Source organism: Phytoactinopolyspora limicola (assembly GCF_011320225.1).
In the GTDB taxonomy this organism is placed as follows: Bacteria; Actinomycetota; Actinomycetes; order Jiangellales; family Jiangellaceae; genus Phytoactinopolyspora; species Phytoactinopolyspora limicola.
Map to the genome: position 1 here is coordinate 238,332 of NZ_JAAOEN010000004.1, position 23,152 is coordinate 261,483.

Here is a 23,152-nt window from a genome sequence, read left to right on the forward strand (position 1 = left end):
CTAATCGATCACCGCGCCTGGCACCGCCGTGCCAGGCGCGGTGATCACGTATGACCGCGCGAGTGTGTTGGCTGGTGACGGTGGCGCTACCCGGAGTACTGAGCGAGCGCCGCCGCGAGCCCCTCCGACACCCGCGCCCGGACATGGGTGCCGTCGGCTTCGTGGTTCATCGAGATGACCTCGCCGGACGAGTGGATCTTCGAGATCAGCTCACCTCGCTCGTACGGCACAACAGCGGCTACCTCGACGGGTGGCCGCGGCAGTTCGCGCTCGACGACGGCCCGCAACTCGTCGACACCCTGGCCGCTGTGTGCGGACACCGCAACCGATCGAGACTCGGCCCGTAGTAACCGGGTCACGGCGAATGGCTCGGCCGCGTCGATCTTGTTGACCGCGACGATCTCCGGAACGTCCTCGGCACCGATCTCGGTCAGTACGTCCCGAACGGCACGTAGCTGGCCTTCTGGATCTGGATGGGAACCGTCGACGACGTGGACCAGCAGGTCAGCATCGGCCACCTCTTCCAGGGTGGACCGGAACGACTCCACCAGTTCGTGTGGAAGATGCCGGACGAACCCGACGGTGTCGGTGACGGTGTAACCGCGGCCGTCCGGGGTGTGGGCGCGTCGAACAGTGGGGTCAAGAGTGGCGAACAGGGCATCCTCGACCAGCACGCCCGCTCCGGTGAGCCGGTTGAGCAGCGACGACTTGCCGGCGTTGGTGTACCCGACGATGGCTACCGCCGGGACGGCGTTGCGCCGCCGGCCAGCGCGTTTGGTCTCCCGTGCGGTGTGCATATGGGCCAGGTCACGGCGCAGCTTGGCCATCCGGGTGCGGATCCGGCGGCGGTCGGTCTCGAGTTTGGTCTCGCCTGGACCGCGAGTGCCGACGCCACCGCCGGCGCCGCCGGCTCGGCCACCGGCCTGCCGGGACAGGCTGTCACCCCAACCTCGGAGCCGCTGCGACAGATAATCCAGCTGCGCGAGCTCGACCTGGGCTTTACCTTCCCGGCTCTTGGCGTGCTGCGCGAAGATGTCCAGGATCAGCATGGTGCGGTCGATGACCTTCACCTTGACCCGGTCTTCCAGGTTGCGTAGCTGCGAGGCGGACAGCTCTCCGTCGCAGATCACGGTGTCGGCCCCGGTGGCCAGTACCACCTCACGTAGTTCGTCGACCTTGCCGGAGCCAATAAACGTCGCCGGGTCAGGTTGGCTGCGGCGCTGCACGAGCCCCTCCAACACAACCGAGCCGGCCGTCTCGGCGAGGGCGGCGAGTTCGATCAAGGAGTTGTCAGCATCGGCTGCGACGCCGCCGGCCCACACCCCGGCGAGCACCACCCGTTCGAGCCGGAGCTGCCGGTACTCGACCTCGGTGACCTCTTCGAGCTCGGTGGACAGCGATGCGATCCGGCGCAACGAGTGCCGATCTTCGAGATCGAACTGGCCAGTGGTGGCCGCGTCATCCAAGCCGGAAAAGGTGGCCGCGGCGCTTGCTTGCGGCTCAAGAGCGGGCGCGTCAGCGCCTTCGACAGTAGCGATCGTCTCGACGGGCGATTCGATGGCGGAGACCGATTCTGGACTAGTGGTCATGCTCCTTCTTCCGCCCCCAATCCGGGGGCTGCGGCTATGACAAGCTTACTCTTCAAGAACGCGAGCGCGGCGCCCGATCATCCCGGAACACCAGGATGACACGGACGCCGCGCGGGATCATCTCTATTTCGGCCAGCCCGCCGTCACCGGCATCAGCAGCTCACGAACTCGACCGCTGGCCCGTCGACGCGGCCAGGCGTAGGGCCGTCACACTTCGAGCGGACACGGCTTGCCGGTCCCTCCGCCTGGCGGCGCGCCGACGGGAGCGTAGAGCCGCCGTGCGGGCTATCTCTCGACGCTCGACCTCTGTTTTGGTCATATCCGTCACCTCTTCCGAACGGTGGCCATCCCCCGCGGAGAGCCACCACTAACGACGTTATCCGCTTCCTACGCGCTAGCCATCAGCCCGCAGTTGGCTATCGATGTCGTCCTATAGGAGGAGACGTCCCTGACGGCCATCAGGATGCTGTGACGTGCGTCACACCCTTGTACGCTGCGTGAAAGCCGGGTTCACAGCTCGACGTGCCCATGGACGCCGAGCACCGCCGGGCCGGTGAGGAGCAGTTCACCATCGGCGCGTTCGGTAACCAGAAGACGACCACCGGGTACGTCGACGGTGTACACGGCGCCACTGGCGCCGTCCCGCGCCATCGCCGCCCATGCGGCCGCACACACACCGGTGCCGCACGATCGAGTCTCACCGACGCCACGCTCCCAGACCCTGAGGGCGAGGTGTCGTTCTCCACGGCGCACGACGAACTCGACGTTGGCGCCTTCGGGAAAAACCGGTTCCGGGCTCAGGACCGGCGCACCGGTCAACATACCCAGCTGAACCAGTGCCGGGATGTCGTCGACCGCACGGTTCGGGTCGCCCCGTTGGGGGTCGGCGTCCGGGACAGCGTCGTCGTCGAGAAAAATGACAGCGTGCGGGTTGGGCACCGCGACGGGCACCGCCGGCCAGGAGCGCTCACCCATGGTCACCGTCACGCCGGTAGATCCGGGTAGATCGGCGGGGCCCTGCCCCATCGGCGCGGCCGGCCCCATCTCGACGGTGTACTCGCCGTCGGCCTCGGCCCGCACGGTGCGGTTGCCGCCACGGGTGGCCACCGTCAGTACCTTTCCTTCCACGAGGCCCGCATCGAGGAGGTAGGCGGCCATCACCCGCACACCGTTGCCGCACATCTCGGCGAGGGTGCCGTCGGCATTGCGGTAGTCCATGAACCACTCGGCCGGACCGGAGCCTGGTCGGGCTGGTACTACCCGGATGAGGCCATCGGCGCCAATACCCGCGTAGCGGTCGGTGAGCCGGCGCACCGTCGGTGCGTCGAGTACGTCACCGAACACGTCGGCAGGGTCAGGCACCACGACGAAGTCGTTCTCCGTGCCGTGGCCCTTGACGAATTCCGCTCGCACGCCCATGTGCCCATTCTCCACGACATCTCCGGCTACGCCGATCCGGTGCCCGGCACCTGCACGGCCGTCAGCGACGCGGCCGTCCCGGCAAGATCATCCGCGTCGAACGGTAGCCACGTGATGCGCTCGTCCTTGCGGAACCACGAGTCCTGACGCCGCGCGAATCGACGAGTGGCCCGGATCGTTTCCTCGCGTGCCTCATCCTCGGTACATTCGCCGGCGAGGAAGGCCAGCACCTGTGCGTACCCCAACGCACGTGCGGCCGTGCGCCCCTGCCGAAGTCCGTGTTGCTCCAGCTGCCGGACCTCGTCGACCAGGCCGGCGGCCCACATCGCGTATACCCGCTGCTCGATCCGTTCGTCGAGCCGCGGTCGGGGCACGTCCAGGCCGATCTGAACGACGGAGTCGTGGGCATATTCACGGGCCGGCAGCGTCGCGCTGAACGGGCGGCCGGTCAGTTGAACCACCTCCAACGCCCGAATCACCCGCCGGGTGTTGCTCGGCAAGATGGCCGCCGCGGCCTGCGGGTCGACGACGGCCAGGCGTTCGTGCATCCGGCCCGCCCCGACGGTGGCCAGCTCGGCCTCCAGCGCGGCCCGAAGTTCCGGATCAGTACCCGGAAACTCGAACCGGTCGAGGATCGCCCGCATATACAGAGCACTGCCACCGACCACCACCGGCACCACACCACGCTCGCGGCAATCGGAGATCGCGGTCCGGGCCATGTGCTGGAACTCGGCGACGGTGGCCGGTTCGGTTACGTCCAGCACATCGAGTAGGTGGTGCGGCACACCACGCCGCTCGCTTGGCGAGACCTTCGCGGTGCCGATGTCCATGCCGCGGTACACCTGCATGGAGTCCGCGTTCACGACCTCGCCACCCAGCCGCAGGGCCAACCCGATGGCGGCGTCGCTCTTGCCGGCCGCGGTTGGTCCAACGACGGCGACGATAGGTGGCTGCATCTTCGCGTTCACCGTCCCAGTTTCACATTTCGCCACCACGACGGGAGCCCACGCTGGCCATGGCGGCGCCGGTCGGGTTCCGCCGTTCCGGTTGTGAACGATCTTTTCGCGGCGTATCAACAAAAGTGACAGCAGAACGGGCTAGTGCCCTGCGTGGGCGACAAGAGACTTCCCACGCAGGGCACTAATCTCCTCGTGGCCACGTCGGTGACCCGGGGACAACCTGAGGCGAGGTGAGGGGCCGATGGGCTTCGACAAGATGAAGGACCAGCTCAGCGACGCGATGTCCAAGAACTCGGACAAACTCGGCGACGGCATCGACAAAGCCGCCGACTTCGTCGACGACAAAACCGGTGGCAAGCACACCGACAAGATCGATTCCGCGGCTGACAAAGCGAAGGGCCTGCTCGGCCAGGACAACGACGACCCGGACCAGCCCACCCGTAACACCCGGTGATCGTTGCCGTTATTGTGTCGTCACCTTCCGGTGATCGAACCCAGAATCGGGTCGCTATAGCGACACAATAACGGCAACGATCACCGGTGGGTAGCGACGCAATAACGGCAACGATCACCGGGTCGCATGCGGGTGAGGGATCTCAGTAGCGGTAGTGGTCCGGCTTGTACGGGCCGTCCACATCGACACCGATGTACTCGGCCTGGTCCTTGCGGAGCGTGGTGAGCTTGCCGCCGAGCGCCTCGAGGTGGATCCGGGCAACCTTCTCGTCCAGGTGCTTCGGCAACAGGTACACCTGGTCGGTGCCGTATTCACCCTGCTTCGTGAACAGTTCGATCTGCGCGATCGTCTGGTCGGAGAAGGAGTTGGACATGACGAACGACGGGTGCCCGGTGGCGTTGCCCAAGTTCAGCAGCCGGCCCTCGGAGAGCACGATGATCGAGTGGCCGTCGGGGAAGGTCCACTCGTCGACCTGCGGCTTGATGGTGACCCGCTTGACGCCGGGATAACGCTCGAGCTCCGCGATCTGGATCTCGTTGTCGAAGTGGCCGATGTTGCCGACGATGGCCTGGTGCTTCATCTTCTCCATGTGCTCGATGGTGATGACGTCTTTGTTGCCGGTGGTCGTGATGATGATGTCGGCCTGGTCGAGCACGTCGTCGAGAACAGCCACCTGGTAGCCATCCATCGCCGCCTGCAGCGCGCAGATCGGGTCGATCTCGGTGACGATCACCCGGGCGCCCTGGCCACGCAGCGACTCCGCGCTGCCCTTGCCGACGTCGCCGTAGCCGCAGATCACCGCGGTCTTGCCACCGATGAGCACGTCGGTGGCCCGGTTGATGCCGTCCACCAGCGAGTGCCGGCAGCCGTACTTGTTGTCGAACTTCGACTTGGTGACGGCGTCGTTGACGTTGATGGCCGGGAAGAGCAACTCCCCCGCCTCAGCCAGCTGGTAGAGGCGGTGCACACCGGTGGTGGTCTCCTCGGTGACACCCTTGATGCCCGAGGCGATGGTGGTCCACTTCGAGCCGTCCGCGGCCAGCGAGGCACGCAGCAGCTCGAGAAAGACCTGCCACTCCTCCGGGTCGTTCTCGCCAGCGGCGGGCACCGCGCCGGCCTTCTCGAACTCCACACCCTTGTGCACCAGCAGCGTCGCGTCGCCACCGTCGTCGAGGATCATGTTCGGGCCGTCGCCGCCCGGCCAGGTCAGCATCTGCTCCGTGCACCACCAGTACTCGGGCAGCGACTCACCCTTCCACGCGTACACCGGGGTGCCGGCAGGTGCGTCCTTCGTGCCGTTCGCACCGACAACAACAGCCGCGGCCGCGTGGTCCTGGGTGGAGAAGATGTTGCAGCTGGCCCAGCGGACCTCGGCGCCGAGCTCCACCAGCGTCTCGATCAGCACGGCGGTCTGGATGGTCATGTGCAGCGAACCGGACACCCGGGCACCCTTGAGCGGCGCCTTACCCGAGTACTCCTTGCGCAGCGCCATCAGCCCAGGCATCTCGTGTTCGGCCAGTCGGATCTCGTTGCGGCCGAACTCGGCAAGCGACAGATCGGCGACGGCGAAGTCGACACCGTTGATCGTCTGCTTCGGTACGGACGGACTGAACGTGGCGGTCATATCCTTGTGCTCCTTTTAGCGCGGCGGTCATTTCTAGCTTAGGCGTTGGGTGGAGAATCGCCGGTCAGGGCGCGGACGGGCTTCGAGGGCAACGAAGGAGCCCTCGCGGGCGGGATCGGCGATGCTCCGCCCAACACCGCCCGCTGCGCTGACTAAGTGTTGAAATATTTTGCCTCCGGGTGGTGAACAACGAACGCGTCGGTTGACTGTTCGGGATGTAACTGGTGCTCGTCGGAGAGTTTGACGCCAATCCGGTCCGGTTCAAGCAGGTCGACGATCTTCGTCCGGTCCTCGAGATCGGGGCAGGCGCCGTAGCCCAGCGAGAACCGCGCTCCGCGATATCCGAGCCGGAAGAACTCGGTGATGTCGTCGGCATCCTCAGATGCCACCGGGACCCCGCCTTCGAACAGCAGCTCTTCGCGCACCCGACGATGCCAATACTCGGCGAGGGCCTCGGTGAGCTGCACCCCAAGCCCGTGTACCTCGAGGTAATCCCGGTAGGAGTCCTGACCGAACAGCTCATTGGCGAAGTCGGCGATGGGCTGCCCCATGGTGACCAGCTGTAAGGGCAGAACGTCGACCTGTCCGGACTGTTCGGCCAGCTCGCGTGGGCGGAAGAAGTCGGCCAGGCAGAGCCGGCGGTCCCGGCGCTGGCGCGGGAAGGTGAAGCGCAGCCGCTCCGCCGCACCGGCGTCGGGTTCGGCGAGCACAACGACGTCGTTGCCATCGGATACACAGGGGAAATACCCGTAGACGACGGCGGCGTGCGCGAGGATGCCATCAGTGGTCAGGCGGTCCAGCCAGGCCCGCAGCCGCGGCCGGCCCTCGCTCTCCACCAGTTCCTCGTACGACGGCCCGTCGCCACCTTTCGCGCCACGCAGCCCCCACTGCCCCAGGAAGGTGGCGCGCTCGTCGAGCATGGCCGAGTAGTCCGCGAGTGGTACACCGCGTACGACGCGGGAACCCCAGAACGGCGGGGCCGGTACCGCGATGTCCGCGGCGACGTCGGAGCGCCCGGTGTCGTCAACGTTGGGCTCACCGGAGCCACCAGCGGCTTCCCGCGCGGCGATGATCTTCTTCGACCGCTCGCGCCGCTGCTTGCGCTCGGCCCGTTTGCGCTCCAACTCGTCGTCGACCTCGACCGCACCACCACGCTTGCGGGTCATGATCGAGTCCATCAGCCGCAGGCCCTCGAAGGCGTCGCGGGCGTAGTTGACCTCACCGTGGAAGATGTCGGCGAGATCGTCCTCGACGTAGGCGCGGTTGAGCGCCGCACCACCGAGCACCACCGGCCAAGTGTCGGCGACCCCCCTGGAGTTCATCTCCTCCAGGTTCTCCTTCATGATCACCGTTGATTTGACCAGCAGGCCGGACATGCCGATGACGTCGGCCTCGTGTTCGTTGGCGGCATCGAGGATCGCGTTGATCGGCTGTTTGATGCCGATGTTGACGACCTCGTAGCCGTTGTTCGTCAGGATGATGTCGACCAGGTTCTTGCCGATGTCGTGGACGTCACCTTTAACCGTGGCCAGCACGATCCGGCCCTTGCCACCGCTGTCGTCCTTCTCCATGTGTGGTTCGAGGTGCGCGACGGCAGCCTTCATCACCTCGGCCGACTGCAAGACGAACGGCAGCTGCATCTGGCCGGATCCGAACAGCTCACCAACGGTCTTCATGCCGGCCAGCAGGGTGTCGTTGATGATGTCGAGCGGCTTGCGTTCCTGCATGGACTCGTCGAGATCGTCCTCGAGCCCGTTGCGCTCACCGTCGACGATGCGCCGTTCCAGCCGCTCGCCCAACGGAAGTGCCGCCAGCTCCTCGGCGCGGGATTGCCGGCTCGATGCGGCGGTTGCTCCCTCGAACAACTCCATCAACCGCTGCAAGGGGTCGTACCCCTCCCGCCGGCGGTCGTAGATGAGGTCGAGCGCCACCTCGCGGTGCTCGTCGGGAATCCGGGCCATCGGCAGGATCTTCGACGCGTGCACGATGGCAGTCGACAGACCCGCCTCGACGCATTCGTGCAGGAACACCGAGTTGAGCACCTGTCGAGCCGCGGAGTTCAGGCCGAACGAGACGTTCGAGATCCCCAGAGTGGTCTGAACCCCCGGATACTCGCTGGTGAGCTGGCGGATCGCCTCGATGGTCTCGATGCCGTCGCGGCGAACCTCCTCCTGCCCAGTCGAGATGGGGAAAACCAAGCAGTCGACGACGACGTCTTCGACCGCCATCCCCCAGTTGGTGGTGAGATCCTCGATCAACCGCCGAGCCACCCGCACCTTCCACTCCGCGGTACGGGCCTGGCCTTCTTCGTCGATACACGTGCCGACGACGGCGGCGCCGTGCTCGGCGGCGATCTGCATGGCTCGGTGGAACCGCGACTCCGGTCCGTCGCCATCCTCGTAGTTCACCGAGTTGATCACGCATCGGCCACCGATGCGTTCCAGGCCGGCGCGGATCACCTCGGGTTCGGTGGAATCCAACATGATGGGCAACGTGGACGCCGTCGCCAGGCGCGAGGCGAGCTCGTCCATGTCGGCGACGCCGTCGCGGCCCACGTAGTCGACGTTCAGGTCGATCAGGTGGGCACCCTCGCGGGTCTGGGCCCGCGCGATCTCGACGCAGTCTTCCCACCGCTCCTCGACCATGGCCTCACGAAACGCCTTGGACCCAGTGGCGTTGCTGCGCTCGCCCACCATGAGCACGCTGGCATCCTGCCGGAACGGCACCGACTGATACACCGACGAGACGGCTGCCTCGGAGCGCGGTGCACGCTCTGATGCGACCAGCCCGGACACCGCCTCGACCACATGTCGGAGGTGTTCAGGTGTGGTGCCGCAGCAGCCACCCACCATCCGGGTACCGAAATCGGTGACGAACCCGGCCAACGCCTCGGCCAGCCCTTCGGGCCCGAGTGGGTACACCGCACCGTTGGGCCCGATCTCCGGGAGCCCAGCGTTCGGCATGACCGACAGCGGTATCTGAGCGTTCTGCGCCAGGTATCGCAGGTGCTCGCCCATCTCGGCCGGGCCGGTGGCGCAGTTCATGCCGATCATGTCGATGCCAAGGGGCGCCAGCGCCGTCAACGCCGCACCGATCTCGCTACCCACCAGCATGGTGCCGGTCGTCTCGACGGTCACCTGCGCCACGATCGGCACGTGCCGGCCCTCCGCCCGCATCGCCCGCTTGGCCCCCAGCACGGCCGCCTTGGTCTGGAGCAGATCTTGACTCGTCTCGACCAACACGACGTCGATGCCACCGGCCAACATGCCGCGGACCTGTTCGATATACGCGTCGCGGATCATTGCATAGGTGATGTGCCCCAGCGTCGGCAGCTTGGTGCCCGGGCCGACCGAGCCGAGCACGAACCTCGGCTTGTCCGGCGTGGAGAACTCGTCGGCGGCCTGCCGAGCCAGCCGGGCACCGGCCTCAGCCAGTTCCAGGATCCGGTCCGGGATGTCGTACTCCCCCAGATTCGGCAGGTTGGTACCGAACGTGTTGGTCTCGATCAGGTCGGATCCCGCTTCGAGGAAACCGCGGTGTACCTCGAGAACGGCGTCCGGACGCGTCACATTGAGGATCTCGTTGCAGCCTTCGAGGCCGGCGAAGTCGTCGAGGGTGAGATCCTGCGCCTGCAGTTGGGTGCCCATCGCACCGTCGGCCACCAACACCCGTTGGTGCAACGCCTCCAGGAACGGGCTGCGCACCCCGGTCTGCCCCTCAGCCACGGCACTCACCTCCCGGCCCTCCGACACCATTGTGGTCCACTACCAGCTCGAACGTGATGGCGTTGTAGCTAGCCTGCACGTACATCCTTCCTCGTCGTCCCTGTACGGCCCGCGTCCGACGCCGGTCGGACATCCAACGGCGCTGGTCGGACGTCCAACGCCGCCGGTCGCTTCCAGCTCCGCGTCCAGCGCCTGCGTACCGCTGGTTCAGGACGCGGGGAACAGAGTGCTGATCTCGGCCGTGGCGTCCTCGCCGTAGGCATCGGCGAACCGCCGAGCGATCACCTCCGGCCGTACCTCGTAATCCTGCCCACCGAGTGTTTCCAGCACGGTGGTCGCCAACACGCTTCCGACCTGCATCGACCGCTCGATCGAAAGATCACGGGCCTGCCCCGTGAAGAAGCCGACCCGGAAGGCGTCACCGATGCCCGTGGGGTCGACCTCGTGTTTAGCCGGCACGCTGGGCACCGTCACGGCCGAGCCGTCGTGACGTTCCAGCCGAGCTCCAGCCGCGCCGAGCGTGGTCATCCACGCATCCACCCGGCCGAGGACGTCGGCTTCGGTCCAGCCCGTCTTCTCCAGCAACAGGCCGTGCTCGTACTCGTTGGTGAACAGGTAGGCAGCGCCGTCGACCAGCTGGCGCAGCTCGTCGCCGGTCATCCGGGCGACCTGTTGCCCGACGTCGGCGACGAACCGGTACCCGCGGTCCCGGCACTCCTGGGTGTGCCGGAGCATCGCCATCGGATCGTTCGGGCAGATCAGGACGAGGTCCAGGCCACCGGACCGCTCGGCCGTCGGCGCCAGCTCGATCTCGCGGGCGTCGGCCATCGCACCCGCGTAGAACGACGCGATCTGGTTCTGCGTCTCGTCGGTGGTGCAGATGAACCGTGCGGTGTGTTTGTCGTCCGAGATGAGCACCGAGTCGGTATCGACGCCGTGGGCCTGCAAGAACTGCTGGTACTCACCGAAGTCGCGGCCCACCGCCCCGATCAGGAGTGGCGTCAACCCCAGCTTGGCGAAGCCGAGGGCGATGTTCCCGGCGGTTCCGCCGCGGCGGATGTCGAGGTGATCGATCAAGAAGGACAGCGACAGCTGATCGAGCCGGTCAGTCACGAACTGATCGGCGAACCTCCCCGGAAACACCATGAGATGGTCGGTGGCGATGGAGCCGGTTACTGCGATACGCACGGGGTCTCTTCTCCTCGTCGTCGGCGTGGGTCAACCGCGAGCGGGTGCTGGCGGCGGGCCGCAGGGATGCGGGCCGGCGCCTCAGACCCGAGCCGCGGCGCGTAGCTGATCGACGCGGTCGGTGCGCTCCCAGGGTACGTCGATGTCGGTGCGGCCGAAGTGGCCGTACGCAGCCGTCGGGGCGTAGATCGGGCGCAGCAGGTCGAGATCGCGCACGATGGCCGCGGGCCGTAGGTCGAAGACCTCCTCGATGGCCATCTGGATCTTGGCCGGGTCGACCTTCTCCGTGCCGAACGTCTCGATGAACAGCCCTACCGGAGCAGCCTTGCCGATGGCGTAGGCAACCTGAACCTCGATCTTGTCGGCCAGCCCCGCGGCAACGGCGTTCTTGGCTACCCACCGCAGCGCGTAGGCGGCCGAGCGGTCGACCTTGGACGGGTCCTTGCCGGAGAAGGCCCCACCACCGTGGCGTGCGTAGCCGCCGTAGGTGTCGACGATGATCTTCCGGCCGGTGAGGCCGGCGTCGCCCACGGGACCTCCGATGACGAACCGGCCAGTGGGGTTGACGAGCAGCCGGGTGGAACTCGTGTCCAAGCCGAGAGCTTCGATCTCCGGCTTCATCACCTGGTCACGGACGTCGACCGTCAGCATCTGATCGAGGTCGATGTCCGCGGCATGCTGGCTGGACACGACGACGGTCTCCAGACGGACCGGCTTACCGTCCTCGTACTCGACGGTGACCTGGGTCTTGCCGTCCGGACGCAGGTACGGAAGCGCACCCTCCTTGCGGACCTGCGTCAGCCGACGAGACAGCCGGTGGGCCAGAGCGATGGGCAACGGCATCAGCTCCGGTGTTTCGGTGCAGGCGAAGCCGAACATCAACCCCTGGTCGCCGGCGCCCTGGGCGGCGATCGCGTCGTCTTCTCCCTCAACCCGTGCCTCGTATGCGGTGTCGACGCCCTGCGCGATGTCGGGAGATTGCGCGTCGATGGCCACGTTCACACCACAGGAGGCTCCGTCGAACCCCTTGGCGGACGAGTCGTAACCAATCTCCAGGATCCGCTCCCGCACGACGGCCGGGATGTCGACGTAACCCTTGGTGGTGACCTCGCCGGCGATGTGGACCTGGCCGGTGGTGATCAGCGTCTCGCAGGCGACGCGAGACTTGGGGTCCTGTTCCAGCATCGCGTCCAGGATGGAGTCGCTGATCGCGTCGCTCATCTTGTCCGGGTGACCCTCGGTGACCGACTCACTGGTGAATAGACGTCGATAAGCCATGTGTGCCAACTCTCTCTTCTCTATCTACACGAATCGCGCGATGTTGCGCCGTTAGGTCCGTTCATCGACCGGGCGGGCCCAGCCGCAGCGTGTCACCGACGGGCGACGAAGATGCCCCATGCGAGGTTTCCGGCGTTGCCGCCGTTGACCCAATTCTTCAAACCGGCCCTCATGCGTTCCTGGTACTCGCTGCTCACCCGGCCGGCAAGGGCCGAGGAGTTGCGTTCCAGTTCGGCCAGCACCCGTCCGTAGTGCTGTGCCAATTGGGCGCTCTCGTCGCGGAATTCGACCGTTCCGAGTCCGAGCCGGTTCAGTTCCCGCCGATAGAACGCAGGCGACGCCATCGTCTCGAGCTGAAGTCTGGCCAGAATCGGTTCCAAGGCCGAGCGCGGACAGTCGTCGGTGGCCATCGGGTCGGTAAAGATGAACGTGCCGGTCGGTCGGAGCACCCGGGTGGCCTCTTCGAGCACCCGGCTACGGTCACCGCTGTGCAGGAAGGCATCCTGCGACCACACCACGTCGTACGAATTGTCCTCAAACGGAAGATCCTCGAACGACCCGTCGACAACGTCGATGAGGTCGTCCAGGTTCTGCTCCCGGCTGAGTTTGCGGTTACGTTCGTTCTCCACCTCGCTGAGGTTCAGGCAGGTCACCCGGCAGCCGAACGTCTTGGCAAGGTAACGGGCCGATCCGCCGTAGCCGGAGCCTAGGTCGAGCACTCGAGTATCGGCGTTGAGCTTGAGCTCCGACGCCATCTGCTCGACCGTACGGCGGCTGGCCGCGGCGATCTCCTCGTCCGGCGTGGCATAGAGCCCGACGTGGATGTCCTCCCCGCCCCAGATGATCGCGTAGAAGTTGTCGGCATCTTCGGAGTTGTAATAATCCCGGGCCACATTGACGGTCGTCGAGTACACGTCGGTGAGCTCCTCGTCCGGCCGGTAGCGCTTCTCGGCGACGTGAATGAAGAAGTCCGGCTCGTCCTCGCGATAGGTCTGCTGGAAATCCCCGTAAGTCTCGATACGCTGAAAACCGACCTCCCGCATGAGCCGTCGCATGTAGTTCTTCCGCAGCGGGTACATGTTGAGGTGATATTCGGAGCCGTCAGAGAACTGGTATCGGAAACGCGCGAGCCCGTCATCAACATGTTCCGGCACAGCCGACACGTCTTCACCACAGTAGTAATACGTGTGTTTGCTCGAGAATCCGCTATCCAGAATAGAATCGTAATTGCGCTGATCGATGATGAGAATTCCATCGTGCTTCAGCATCGCATAGAACTCTGCCAGCGCTTTGCGGCGGTCGCGTTCGGTGAACAGGTGGGTGAAGGAATTCCCCAGACAGACGATCGCGTCGTATTCACCGTGAACGTCGCGGTTGAGCCAGCGCCAGTCCGCGTTGACCACCCGAAGGATGTGGCCGCCGTGTTTGATGCCGTTCTCGAAGGCCTTGGCCAGCATCTCCGGACTGCCATCGGCGCTGACCGTCTCGAAGCCCTCCTCGAGCAGGCGCACCGAGTGGAATCCGGTGCCCGTAGCTACGTCCAGCACCTTCCGCACGCCGTGTTTCTTCAAGTGCTCGACGAAGAACGTACCTTCACTCTTCGCCCGCCGCTTCCAGTCGATCAGCTCGTCCCACTTGTTGACGAAGCCGGTGACGTACTCCTCGGTGTAGTGGTCTGTGGTCCGCACTTCCAGCGGGTTGTCACCGAAATCCTGATGGAGGTCCTGCTCACCGGATGAATCCGGCTCGGACTCCCGGGCTGCGCCCGCGTCGACGACGGTTTCGCTGATCTCTCTCGCCATGCACTACTCCCAGTGTTCGCAGCCTGCCGAGCGTGCCGTGGCCGAAACGTCGTTGGGTCAGCCTCCAGCAGCCCTCGTCAGCCGGATCCGTCGCGGGCCGCGCGTGTCCTCACGCCGCATTCTCCGCCCGCCTCGCGCCTGACATACGTCGGCAATTCATTGGACCGGTCCAAGTGGCGACGTGACCTGCTGCCCGGCCGCATCGCCCTCTCATCACGCTAAAGGATGCGATCGGACATATCAACTCTCCCCCTCAGAATAGCCCCTGACCAGCACACTTTCCGACGAATTCGAGGCAAGATCAAGAGCGGATCGGCAATCCGCAACGGGGGGCTAGAGCACATGTGAATCAATGCCGTAAAGTAGTGATGTTATCCCACCTCGTTTGCGGCATACGCTGGCGGACCGCGCTTCGCGGAGAAGATTCCAACACCAGATCAAGCACTGGGCAGAACAATCAAACTGACATTTTCGCGATACCCAAGAATGTTCCTTTCTACGCAACCGTTCCGCGGTGCGCAACATTTTCCACTTTTATTTCGCTCTCTGTCCACACACATTCGCCGCCTCCCCATTGCCGACGTGTCAGGCCGGACAACTCCCTGAGCTGCGACATCACTCCCATCGACCCGGGCAGGTCCATCGCGGTCCAACGCGTCAGGGCCGATGTCGACATCCACCCTGGTCACACACTTGTCCGGCCTGACAGGTCGAACGCGCGGGTGGGCGCTACGCAGTCTCTCCGGCGCGCCGCACCCGGCCGACATGTCACGCGGTGCCCGAACGTGGTCGAATACGGACATGCTCTCCGCCGATGACGCCTATCAGATCGTGGCCGCGGGGGTGGTCGTCCTGGTCGGGCTCTGCCTGACGATCGCGTGGGCGCCGGCCCGCGGCCACTACCCTGGTGGCCTGCCATCCCGTGCGTTCGTCACCGTCGGCCTCATGACCGTGTTCTGGGACCCTGGTGGCCTCGGCATCGTCGGCGCCGTGCTGACCGCGATGGGGGTGGCTATCTGGTGGTGTGGTCGTCCAGAACCCGAACTGCCCCGGCCGCGTCGCGCCGGACTCGTCGTGGCCGCCGTCGCCTCCGGCATCATCGTCCTCGCCACCGACCTCGGATGGGGCGCACTCGGCCGGATTCCGGACGACGCCAGAGCGTTGGCCACCGTGGTGGTCATCGGGGTGGTGCTGCTGGGTACGCTGGCCATCGCCGACCGGGCCCGCGTCACCTACCGGGACGCCCTGCGGCGGCGGTTTCGGCCCGTTCCTGGCCCGCCGCCTCCTCCGCCACCGTTATGACGGCGAGCAGGATCGCGGACCCTCGGCTACCACTGCCCCCGCGCCGCTGTCGCCTGCTTCGGGTGCCCCCAGCGCCGGCATACCCAGCAGGACGCCCCGTGGCGGCGTCGACTGCGCTGTTGCGCGCTCATGCGCATCACCGGCCGCCGTGCGTCGGACGTCGTACCGTCCGCCATCCAACGCGGAATCGGCCACTAGATGGTGTGGCGCCGCCTGGCTGACCGTCACGGTGACGACATCGCCAGGCCGGGGAGCCGGCCCCGTCTCGGGCACCCCGAAGTGCACCAGCCGGTTGTCTCGTGCTCGCCCGGACAGCCGCTGGTATCGAGCATCTTTGCGTCCTTCGCCGACGGCCACCAGCACCTCGACGTCCTGGCCCACCAGAGACCTGGCCTCCGCCAAGGCGACCTCGTCCACGAGGGCCGCCAACCGCTGGTAGCGCTCTCGTACGACCTCCGGCGGCACCTGATCGGCCATCTCCGCGGCCGGAGTGCCAGGCCGCTTGGAGTACTGAAACGTGAACGCCGAAGCGAACCGGGCTTCGCGGACCACCTGGAGCGTTTGCTCGAAATCTTCGTCCGTCTCACCCGGGAATCCGACGATGATGTCGGTGGTGATGGCGGCGTGCGGCATGGCCTCTCGCACCTTCGCCACGATGTCGAGGTACCGCTGCTGCCGATACGAGCGGCGCATCGACCGCAGGATCCGGTCCGACCCGGATTGCAGCGGCATGTGCAGCTGCGGCATCACCGACGGGGTCTCGGCCATCGCGGCGATGACGTCGTCGGTGAAGTCACGTGGGTGTGGACTGGTGAACCGTACCCGCTCCAGTCCTTTCACCGCTCCGACGGTGCGCAGCAGCTTGCCGAACGCGTAACGATCACCGAACTCGACGCCATACGCATTGACGTTCTGGCCCAGCAGCGTCACCTCGATGACACCGTCGGCGACCAGCGCCTCCACCTCGGCCAACACGTCGCCGGGCCGGCGGTCGCGCTCCCGTCCACGTAGCGCGGGCACGATGCAGAACGTGCAGGTGTTGTTGCAGCCCACGCTGATCGCCACCCATGCCGCGTACTGGCTGTCCCGTCGAGACGGCAACGACGATGGGAACACCTCCAGCGCCTCGACGATCTCGACCTGAGCTTCCTGCTCAACCCGGGCCCGCTCCAGCAGCACCGGCAACGAACCGACATTGTGAGTGCCGAAGACGACGTCGACCCAGGGGGCGCGGCGCACGATCTCGTCGCGGTCTTTCTGCGCCAGGCAGCCGCCCACGGCGATCTGCATGCCGGGCCGGGCCGCCTTTACCGACGCCAGGTGCCCGAGATTGCCATACAGCTTGTTGTCGGCGTTCTCGCGCACCGCGCAGGTGTTGAGCACGACGACGTCGGCCTCCGCACCGTCGGCGGCCGCCCGCGCGTAGCCGGCGGCGTCGAGTAGGCCGGCCAGCCGCTCGGAGTCGTGGACGTTCATCTGGCACCCGAAGGTGCGCACGTAGTAGCTGCGTTCGTTCATCTCGGCATCCAGGGTACGCCGTTGCGCGGTCTTCTCGCGCCGCACCCACGCCCGGTGGCGGAGGCGGTGGCGGTGGCGGTGGCGGAGGCGGTGGCGGTGACGGCCCGACACCCCCCCACCCCCGGTGATCGTCGCCGTCATCGTGTCGCTATAGCGACACGATCCCGTCAACGATCACCCGTGGTGACCGCGGCCTGACGCCGCGCCCTGGGACCGGTCCACCACTGCCAGGCGAAGATCGACACGCCGACGGCGAGGCCGAGGAGGTCACCCACCACCGACGCATGCAAGAGCAGCAGCCCGGCCGCGGCCAGGGCCAGCCGGATGAGCGGATTGATCGGCCGGTCGATGAAACCCACCACCGCACAAGCGACACAGAAGATCCCGAACGTCGCCGTGACGAAGGCCAGAACGATGCCCCCCCACGTCGCGTCCTGCATCAACAACTCCGGCGACAGCAGGAACATGTACGGCACCAGGAATCCGCCGAGGGCGATCCGGGCCGACTGTACGCCGGTCCGGATGGGATTGCTCTGCGCGATACCCGACGCGGCGTAGGAGGCCAGGCAGACCGGTGGGGTGATGTCCGCGAGGACACCGAAGTAGTACACGAACATGTGCGCGATGAGGATCTGCGTCGTGCCACTCTCGAAGCCACCGGCGATCATGATGGCGGGCGCCGCGAGCGTCGCGGTGATGACGTAGTTGGCCGTCGTCGGTACGCCGATCCCGAGAATCAGGCAGGCGATCATGGCGAGGAACGCCGTGGTCAGCAGGTGGCCACCGGACAGCGAGACGAGCTCGTTGGCCAGCCGTAGCCCGATCCCGGTCAACGTGATGACCCCGGCGATCAGACCGGCCGCGGCACACGCGACGATGATCGGCAGCGCCAGCCGGGCGGCGTCCACCAGTCCGTCCAGGACCGCCATCGGGGTGAGTTTGTCTTCCATGGCCCGCCACTTGCGGAAAGCCAATGCGACGAGCTGGGCCAGGAGGTTGATCGCGACGGCGGCACCAATGGCATACGTGGCGGCGCGCATCGGCGTCTGGCCGTCGAGCAAGATGAGGAAGATGACCACGATCGGGATGATCAAATAACCCTTGCGGGCGATCAGCCGGCCCACTTTGGGCAGTTGGTGACGCGGCAACCCGCCGATCCGTAGGCGCTTCGAGTCGTAGTGGATGATGACGTACTGCGCGACGAAGAACAGGATGGCCGGGATGATCGCGGCCTTCATGATCTCCGAGTACGGCTGGCCGGTAATGTCGATCATGATGAAGGCTGCGGCCCCCATCACCGGCGGCGCGATCTGGCCCCCGGTGGACGACGCGGCTTCTACCGCACCGGCGTACTCACCTTTGTAACCGGACTTCTTCATCATCGGAATGGTGAAGGCGCCGTTGCCGACCGTGTTAGCCACCGAACTGCCCGTGATGGTGCCAGAGAAGGCGCTGGTCAGAACGCCGACCTTGGCGGTGCCTCCGGTCATCCACCCGGTGGCACCGAAGGCGAACTCGGTGAAGAACCGTTCCATCCCGGTACGTTGCAGCATCGCGGCAAAGATCATGAACATGAAGATGAACGTCGACGAGACCGCGATCGGGGTGCCGAACACCCCTTCCAGGCCGAGCAGCTGGGTGGAGATGATCCGATCGATCGAGTAGCCACTGTGCTGCAAGAAGCCCGGCATCTGATCGCCGTAGAACGCGTAGGCCAGCATCACCGCGGCGACCGCGACGAGCGGCGTGCCGATCACCCGCTGAGCCGCCACCAACACGAGCATGACCGCCAGCGCACCAACGGCGATGTCGGTCTCGGGATGGATCGCTCCCCGCCGCATGATCTCGTCCGAGCTGGTGAACAAATACAGCAGCGCACCGAAGCTCAGCAGGGCGAGCACCACGTCGGCGACCGGCATCCCGGCTAGCTGCCATGGGAGATGCCGGGCCGCCTGAACCAGAAGCACCACGCCCACCGCGGGGAGCACGGTGTGCAGACCGGCGTCGCCATTGGCCACCAGGAAGGCCAGCCCGGCCAGAACCAAGCCGGTCAGGATCCAGCTACGCCGAGCCTGCTGCTGGCTGAAGGCCGTTTTTGCCGGGTAGAGCAGGAACGTCAACCCCAACCCGAAACCCAGGTGGAAGGTCCGCTGCTGGTAACTCGGCAGCTGACCGTACAAGGCGGTGTACAGGTGGAAGATGCTCAGCGTCAACGCCAGGAGGAAGAACGCCCAACGCCACCACACCTGCAGATTGGTGCGGGTCTTCAGTGCTGCGTCGGTAAACCCGATCTGCTCGAGTTTCTCGACGTCCTCTTTGAGTTCTTCCCTGATCTCCGGCGGCAATTCATCGGGAACCTGATCGAGCGCACGCCGGCTATCCGTCGCCGGCGGGTTCCCCTGCGCCTGTTTCTCGTCGGCCATCGCCTCCGCCTCGACTAACGTTCCTGAACGGCGAACTCGACGTGTTCGCCCCGACGGACCAGATCAAGCAGCCTGACCCGTTCATCATCGGAGAAGATCAGCATGTGATCGACGGCCTCGCTCCCGACTCGGATCGCCACGGTGCCGATCGGATAACTGTGATGCAGGACACGATACGCGCCGTCCTCATGGAGGAAAGTAGTCCTCCGGTCTCCATACGATTCCGGCCCGGCCGGTAGATTCGGTCCGAATTCGTCGAACCGGAGTTCCTCCAAGACGATCTGTGGCTCGGCGTCCACCGCGAAAACCTCGACCACCGGCCGCCTGGTCACCGAATGGGTGTGTTCCAGCCGGAAGACCTCTCCGAGTTCAACCGGCCGCTCGTACACAACGGACGACTCGCCGTGGTCATAAACCTCGAACCAGACCCGGTCCGCCGGCCGAAGCGACGACCCCACCACGGCACCCGTCAGGGCCATCACCACCACCAGCGCAACCAGCGCCGACGGCAACCACGACGATAGGACACGTGACCGTGGTGCGGCCGGACCGGCCGACCGCACCACGTCACCGTGTCTCACGCGCTGGTTGCTCGGTGCGCTACTCCAGCGCTCCGACTTCCTCGTAGTACCGCTCGGCACCCGGGTGGACCGGGATGTCGCCGATGGCGTCAGTGGCGGTATCGATCTGGATTTCACCGCCGACCGCGTGGGCTTCGGCGATGATCTCATTCTGCTCGTACAGCACGCGGACGATATCGTAGGCGGTGTCCTCGTCGAGATCGGACGTCGCGTAGAGCGCTGCCCAGTTCGATACGAGCGTGGCCGGTTCGTCGATTCCGGTGTAGGTGCCGGCCGGCGCTTCGAATTCCGCCAGCGTTCCGTCGTCGGCCAGGGTCTGCTGCAACAGGTCACCCTCGAGCGAAACAAGCGTCAGATCCACCGAGTTGGCGACCTCCTCCAGGCTTCCGGCCGGGAACGCCAGAATGCCGAACGACGCGTCGATGGAGCCGTCACGCAGTCGGTCCGCCGCCTCCCCGAAGGTGTCCTGGAAGACATCGACGTCGATGCCCGCCCGATCGAGCAGCGCTTCGGCGAAGATCGCCGTACCGCTGCCGGGCGGTCCGATCGCCACGCGCCGGCCGTCCAGGTCTTCTACCGTCTCGATGTTCGCATCGGCACGGGCGACGATCTGGTTGACCTCGCGGTAGATATTGCCCAAGAACATGACGTCATGATCTTGCCCATCGAACTCGCCGGTGCCTGCTACGGCACGGCCGGCGGAGCCGTTGATCGACAGGATCAGGTCGACCTCTCCGGCCGACAAGAGCTCGATGTTGTCCGTCGACGCGCCGGACGCCTGGGTACTGACCCGGAGACCGTCGATCTCGTTCGACCACACCTGCGCCATGGCGCCACCGAGTGGGAAGTACGTTCCACCAGTGGATCCGGTAGCCATGGTCAATAGGCCACTGGCGCTGTCGTCATCGCCCCCGCATGCAGCCAGCAGCAGCGCCGGAGCTGCCACCAGCGCGGCTAGGCGACGCGCCATCCTGCGGTCCGCCCTCATTGTCATCGTCCTCCTCGGTGGGTCCATAACTCATCACGTGGTCGCCACGAAGGCTCCGAACAGACGTGCCGACGCTTCCGCCGCGCCGCAGCCACGCGGGGATACCCACTGATCTGGCGCCGCGTCGCGACAGCGGCGTTCGTGACGTTCAGTTGACGGTATGACCACCGATAACGTGCGGGCAAGGGAATCGATCATTGCGGTGATCAGGGACGCGGAACCGAGTCGGATTCGTAGTGTGTTCGTGACCGGCCTCGGTCGCCCGCGAACATGCTGATCACGACGGTCGGCCTCGGTGTGACGACTGGCGTCCGTCACCGGCACGCCAAGGGCTTGATCAGCGGGCGAACTCAGTGGCCCGCGACTCGCGCACCACCGTGATGCGGATCTGACCGGGGTAGGTGAGTTCTTCCTCAACCTGCTTGGCGATGTCTCGGGCGAGTACCTGCGCCTGGAGGTCGTCGACGACGTCCGGCAGCACCATGACGCGGACCTCACGCCCGGCCTGCATGGCGAATACCTTCTCCACGCCGTCCTGCGCCAAGGCGATCTCCTCCAATCGCTCGAGGCGCTTCACGTACGCTTCGAGCGACTCGCGCCGAGCCCCTGGACGGCTGCCCGAGATGGCGTCGGCGGCCTGAGTGAGCACCGCTTCGACGGTGCGCACCTCAACCTCGTTGTGGTGTGCCTCAATGGCGTGGACCACGTCTTCACTCTCGCCGTACCGCCGGGCGATCTCCCCGCCGATCAGGGCATGGCTGCCCTCGACCTCGTGGGTCAGAGCCTTGCCGATGTCGTGCAACAGCGCGCACCGTTTGGCAAGTTCGACGTCGAGTCCGAGTTCAGCAGCCATGATTCCGGCCAGGTGCGCCGACTCCAACACGTGTTGGAGCACGTTCTGACCGTACGACGTGCGATACCGCAGACGGCCCAGCAAAACAACCAGGTCTGGATGGACGTCGGTGACACCGACCTCCACGAGCGCGTCCTCACCGGCGCGCACACAGAGGCTCTCGACCTCGGCCTTGCTGCGGTGGTATTGCTCCTCGATTCGGTGCGGATGGATCCGGCCGTCGAGGACCAACTGCTCCAGTGTCAATCGGGCGATCTCCCGTCGCACCGGATCGAAACACGACAGCAGGACCGCCTCGGGCGTGTCGTCAATGATCACATTGACGCCGGTGATCTGCTCGAACGCCCGGATGTTGCGGCCTTCCCGGCCGATGATGCGACCCTTCATCTCGTCACCAGGGAGGTTCAGGACCGAGACCACGGCCTCGGCCGTCTGCTCGGATGCGAGCCGTTGAATCGCCAACGTGATGATCTCGCGCGCCCGCCCCTTGGCCTCGTCGGTGGCTTCTCGTTCGATCTCGCGCGCCTTGATGGCCGCCTCTCGTTTGGCCTGGCCCTCGATCACCTCGATGAGCTCGCCCTTAGCCTCATCAGCCGTCAGCCCTGCGACACGTGCCAGCTCGGCCTTCCGTGCCTCTTCGAGCTCTTCGAGCTCGACGATTTTCGCCGCAACCGCCGCTTCTTGTCGGGACAATTCGTATTCGCGGCCTTCGAGCGCCCGATTCTCGATATGCAACCGTGCCTCGCGCTGCCCCAGGCGCGCTTCGCGCTGTTCGAGATCAAGGCGCTTTTCGAGCAATTGCGCATTGGTCTCTTCCGCGTGTTGCTCGAACTGCTCAGCCTCGGCGCGGGCCAGCGTCAGAATCTCAGTCGCCTCACTCTCCGCCGCCGCGGTGATCTGAGTCGCTTCATCCTGCGCAGCCTGCTGATACGCCGACGTGGCCGCTTCCTGCTCACTGACGGCCCGATCAGTACGGGCGTTGGCCCGGCGGACCAGCACAACGGCGACGACGAGAACCACAACGACGGCGACGACGAGGCCGGCCACGAGGATCGCAGTGCCAGTCTCCATCGTCGGCTCCCTCACGTCAGCGCCCATGCGGGCGTCACCTCGGCGGAAACCGTTCCGCAACCGCGATGATAGTCCGGCATGCGGACTACGCAGCCCTGCCCCACCATATCGAACCGCTCAGCCACTGCGGTGTCACTCGCCGATGCGCGGACTGACGCGCCGTCGATGAGTCTCCGGCTCGCCGCCCTCCGGCGATGCTCCGGTGCTGGTGCCCCGATGTCGTGTTGCTATGTCGATCCGCGGTGCGGAGTACTTTCCACCTTTTGTATTGAGGCTACGTAAGGGCGAACATCAGGTCAAGGCAGGGTGGCCTTACCGTGGCCGGAAGGCAACACGTACGCCCCCTTTGTGGATACGTGTTTCCCGTTTAAGGCGATA

At 65.7% G+C, this 23,152-nt stretch carries 15 protein-coding genes; 2 read left to right on the forward strand and 13 right to left on the reverse strand.

Annotated features, from left to right (window positions below):
• Nucleotides 1-86: 86 nt before the first annotated feature.
• The 3 genes from hflX to miaA all read right to left on the reverse strand — a co-directional run bounded on the left by hflX (nucleotide 87) and on the right by miaA (nucleotide 3,964).
• Nucleotides 87-1,589 (reverse strand): GTPase HflX, encoded by a 1,503-nt coding sequence (gene hflX, locus G8760_RS12645; protein WP_166351521.1) that lies wholly within the window; start codon nucleotides 1,587-1,589, stop codon nucleotides 87-89.
• A gap of 510 nt (nucleotides 1,590-2,099) precedes the next feature.
• Nucleotides 2,100-3,008 carry a diaminopimelate epimerase gene (dapF, locus tag G8760_RS12650; RefSeq protein ID WP_166351523.1) on the reverse strand — a complete coding sequence of 303 codons (909 nt, stop codon included), beginning with the start codon at nucleotides 3,006-3,008 and terminating at the stop codon, nucleotides 2,100-2,102.
• Between the two features lie 26 nt (nucleotides 3,009-3,034).
• A complete protein-coding gene (gene miaA, locus G8760_RS12655) occupies nucleotides 3,035-3,964 on the reverse strand; it encodes a tRNA (adenosine(37)-N6)-dimethylallyltransferase MiaA (protein WP_166352051.1) in 930 nt (309 codons plus the stop codon).
• 244 nt (nucleotides 3,965-4,208) lie between these two features.
• Here miaA and G8760_RS12660 point away from each other — a divergent pair, with 244 nt between their 5' ends.
• On the forward strand, nucleotides 4,209-4,421 hold the full coding sequence (locus G8760_RS12660; protein ID WP_166351525.1) for an antitoxin: 213 nt from the start codon (nucleotides 4,209-4,211) through the stop codon (nucleotides 4,419-4,421).
• A gap of 142 nt (nucleotides 4,422-4,563) precedes the next feature.
• Here the strand turns inward: G8760_RS12660 and ahcY are convergent, their stop codons facing one another.
• From ahcY to G8760_RS12685, 5 genes are all read right to left on the reverse strand, one after another.
• Nucleotides 4,564-6,045 (reverse strand): adenosylhomocysteinase, encoded by a 1,482-nt coding sequence (ahcY, locus tag G8760_RS12665; RefSeq protein ID WP_166351527.1) that lies wholly within the window; start codon nucleotides 6,043-6,045, stop codon nucleotides 4,564-4,566.
• 152 nt (nucleotides 6,046-6,197) lie between these two features.
• Nucleotides 6,198-9,749 carry a methionine synthase gene (gene metH / locus G8760_RS12670; RefSeq protein ID WP_343074403.1) on the reverse strand — a complete coding sequence of 1,184 codons (3,552 nt, stop codon included), beginning with the start codon at nucleotides 9,747-9,749 and terminating at the stop codon, nucleotides 6,198-6,200.
• A 228-nt stretch (nucleotides 9,750-9,977) separates the two neighbouring features.
• Nucleotides 9,978-10,958 (reverse strand): carbohydrate kinase family protein, encoded by a 981-nt coding sequence (locus G8760_RS12675; RefSeq protein WP_166351531.1) that lies wholly within the window; start codon nucleotides 10,956-10,958, stop codon nucleotides 9,978-9,980.
• An 81-nt stretch (nucleotides 10,959-11,039) separates the two neighbouring features.
• Nucleotides 11,040-12,236: a methionine adenosyltransferase gene (metK, locus tag G8760_RS12680; RefSeq protein WP_166351533.1), complete on the reverse strand. Its 1,197-nt coding sequence runs from the start codon at nucleotides 12,234-12,236 to the stop codon at nucleotides 11,040-11,042.
• 92 nt (nucleotides 12,237-12,328) lie between these two features.
• Entirely contained in the window at nucleotides 12,329-14,038 is a 1,710-nt protein-coding gene (locus G8760_RS12685; protein WP_166351535.1) for a glycine/sarcosine N-methyltransferase, read from the reverse strand.
• Nucleotides 14,039-14,839: 801 nt separating this feature from the next.
• Between G8760_RS12685 and G8760_RS12690 the strand changes: the two genes are divergently transcribed.
• The gene (locus G8760_RS12690; protein WP_166351537.1) at nucleotides 14,840-15,340 is read left to right on the forward strand and encodes a hypothetical protein; all 501 of its coding nucleotides are present in this window, start codon (nucleotides 14,840-14,842) and stop codon (nucleotides 15,338-15,340) included.
• Here G8760_RS12690 and miaB read toward each other — a convergent pair.
• From miaB to rny, 5 genes are all read right to left on the reverse strand, one after another.
• Nucleotides 15,335-16,858, reverse strand: coding sequence for a tRNA (N6-isopentenyl adenosine(37)-C2)-methylthiotransferase MiaB (miaB, locus tag G8760_RS12695; protein ID WP_246222526.1), 1,524 nt, complete (start codon nucleotides 16,856-16,858; stop codon nucleotides 15,335-15,337). The genes G8760_RS12690 and miaB overlap by 6 nt on opposite strands.
• Nucleotides 16,859-17,025: 167 nt before the next feature.
• Entirely contained in the window at nucleotides 17,026-19,281 is a 2,256-nt protein-coding gene (locus tag G8760_RS12700; RefSeq protein ID WP_166351541.1) for a TRAP transporter permease, read from the reverse strand.
• 14 nt (nucleotides 19,282-19,295) lie between these two features.
• On the reverse strand, nucleotides 19,296-19,862 hold the full coding sequence (locus G8760_RS29845; protein ID WP_207782293.1) for a DUF1850 domain-containing protein: 567 nt from the start codon (nucleotides 19,860-19,862) through the stop codon (nucleotides 19,296-19,298).
• Between the two features lie 19 nt (nucleotides 19,863-19,881).
• Nucleotides 19,882-20,856, reverse strand: a complete 975-nt coding sequence (locus tag G8760_RS12710) for a TAXI family TRAP transporter solute-binding subunit (RefSeq protein WP_207782294.1) — start codon at nucleotides 20,854-20,856, stop codon at nucleotides 19,882-19,884.
• A 331-nt stretch (nucleotides 20,857-21,187) separates the two neighbouring features.
• Nucleotides 21,188-22,774, reverse strand: coding sequence for a ribonuclease Y (gene rny / locus G8760_RS12715; RefSeq protein ID WP_207782295.1), 1,587 nt, complete (start codon nucleotides 22,772-22,774; stop codon nucleotides 21,188-21,190).
• Between the last annotated feature and the right edge of the window lie 378 nt (nucleotides 22,775-23,152).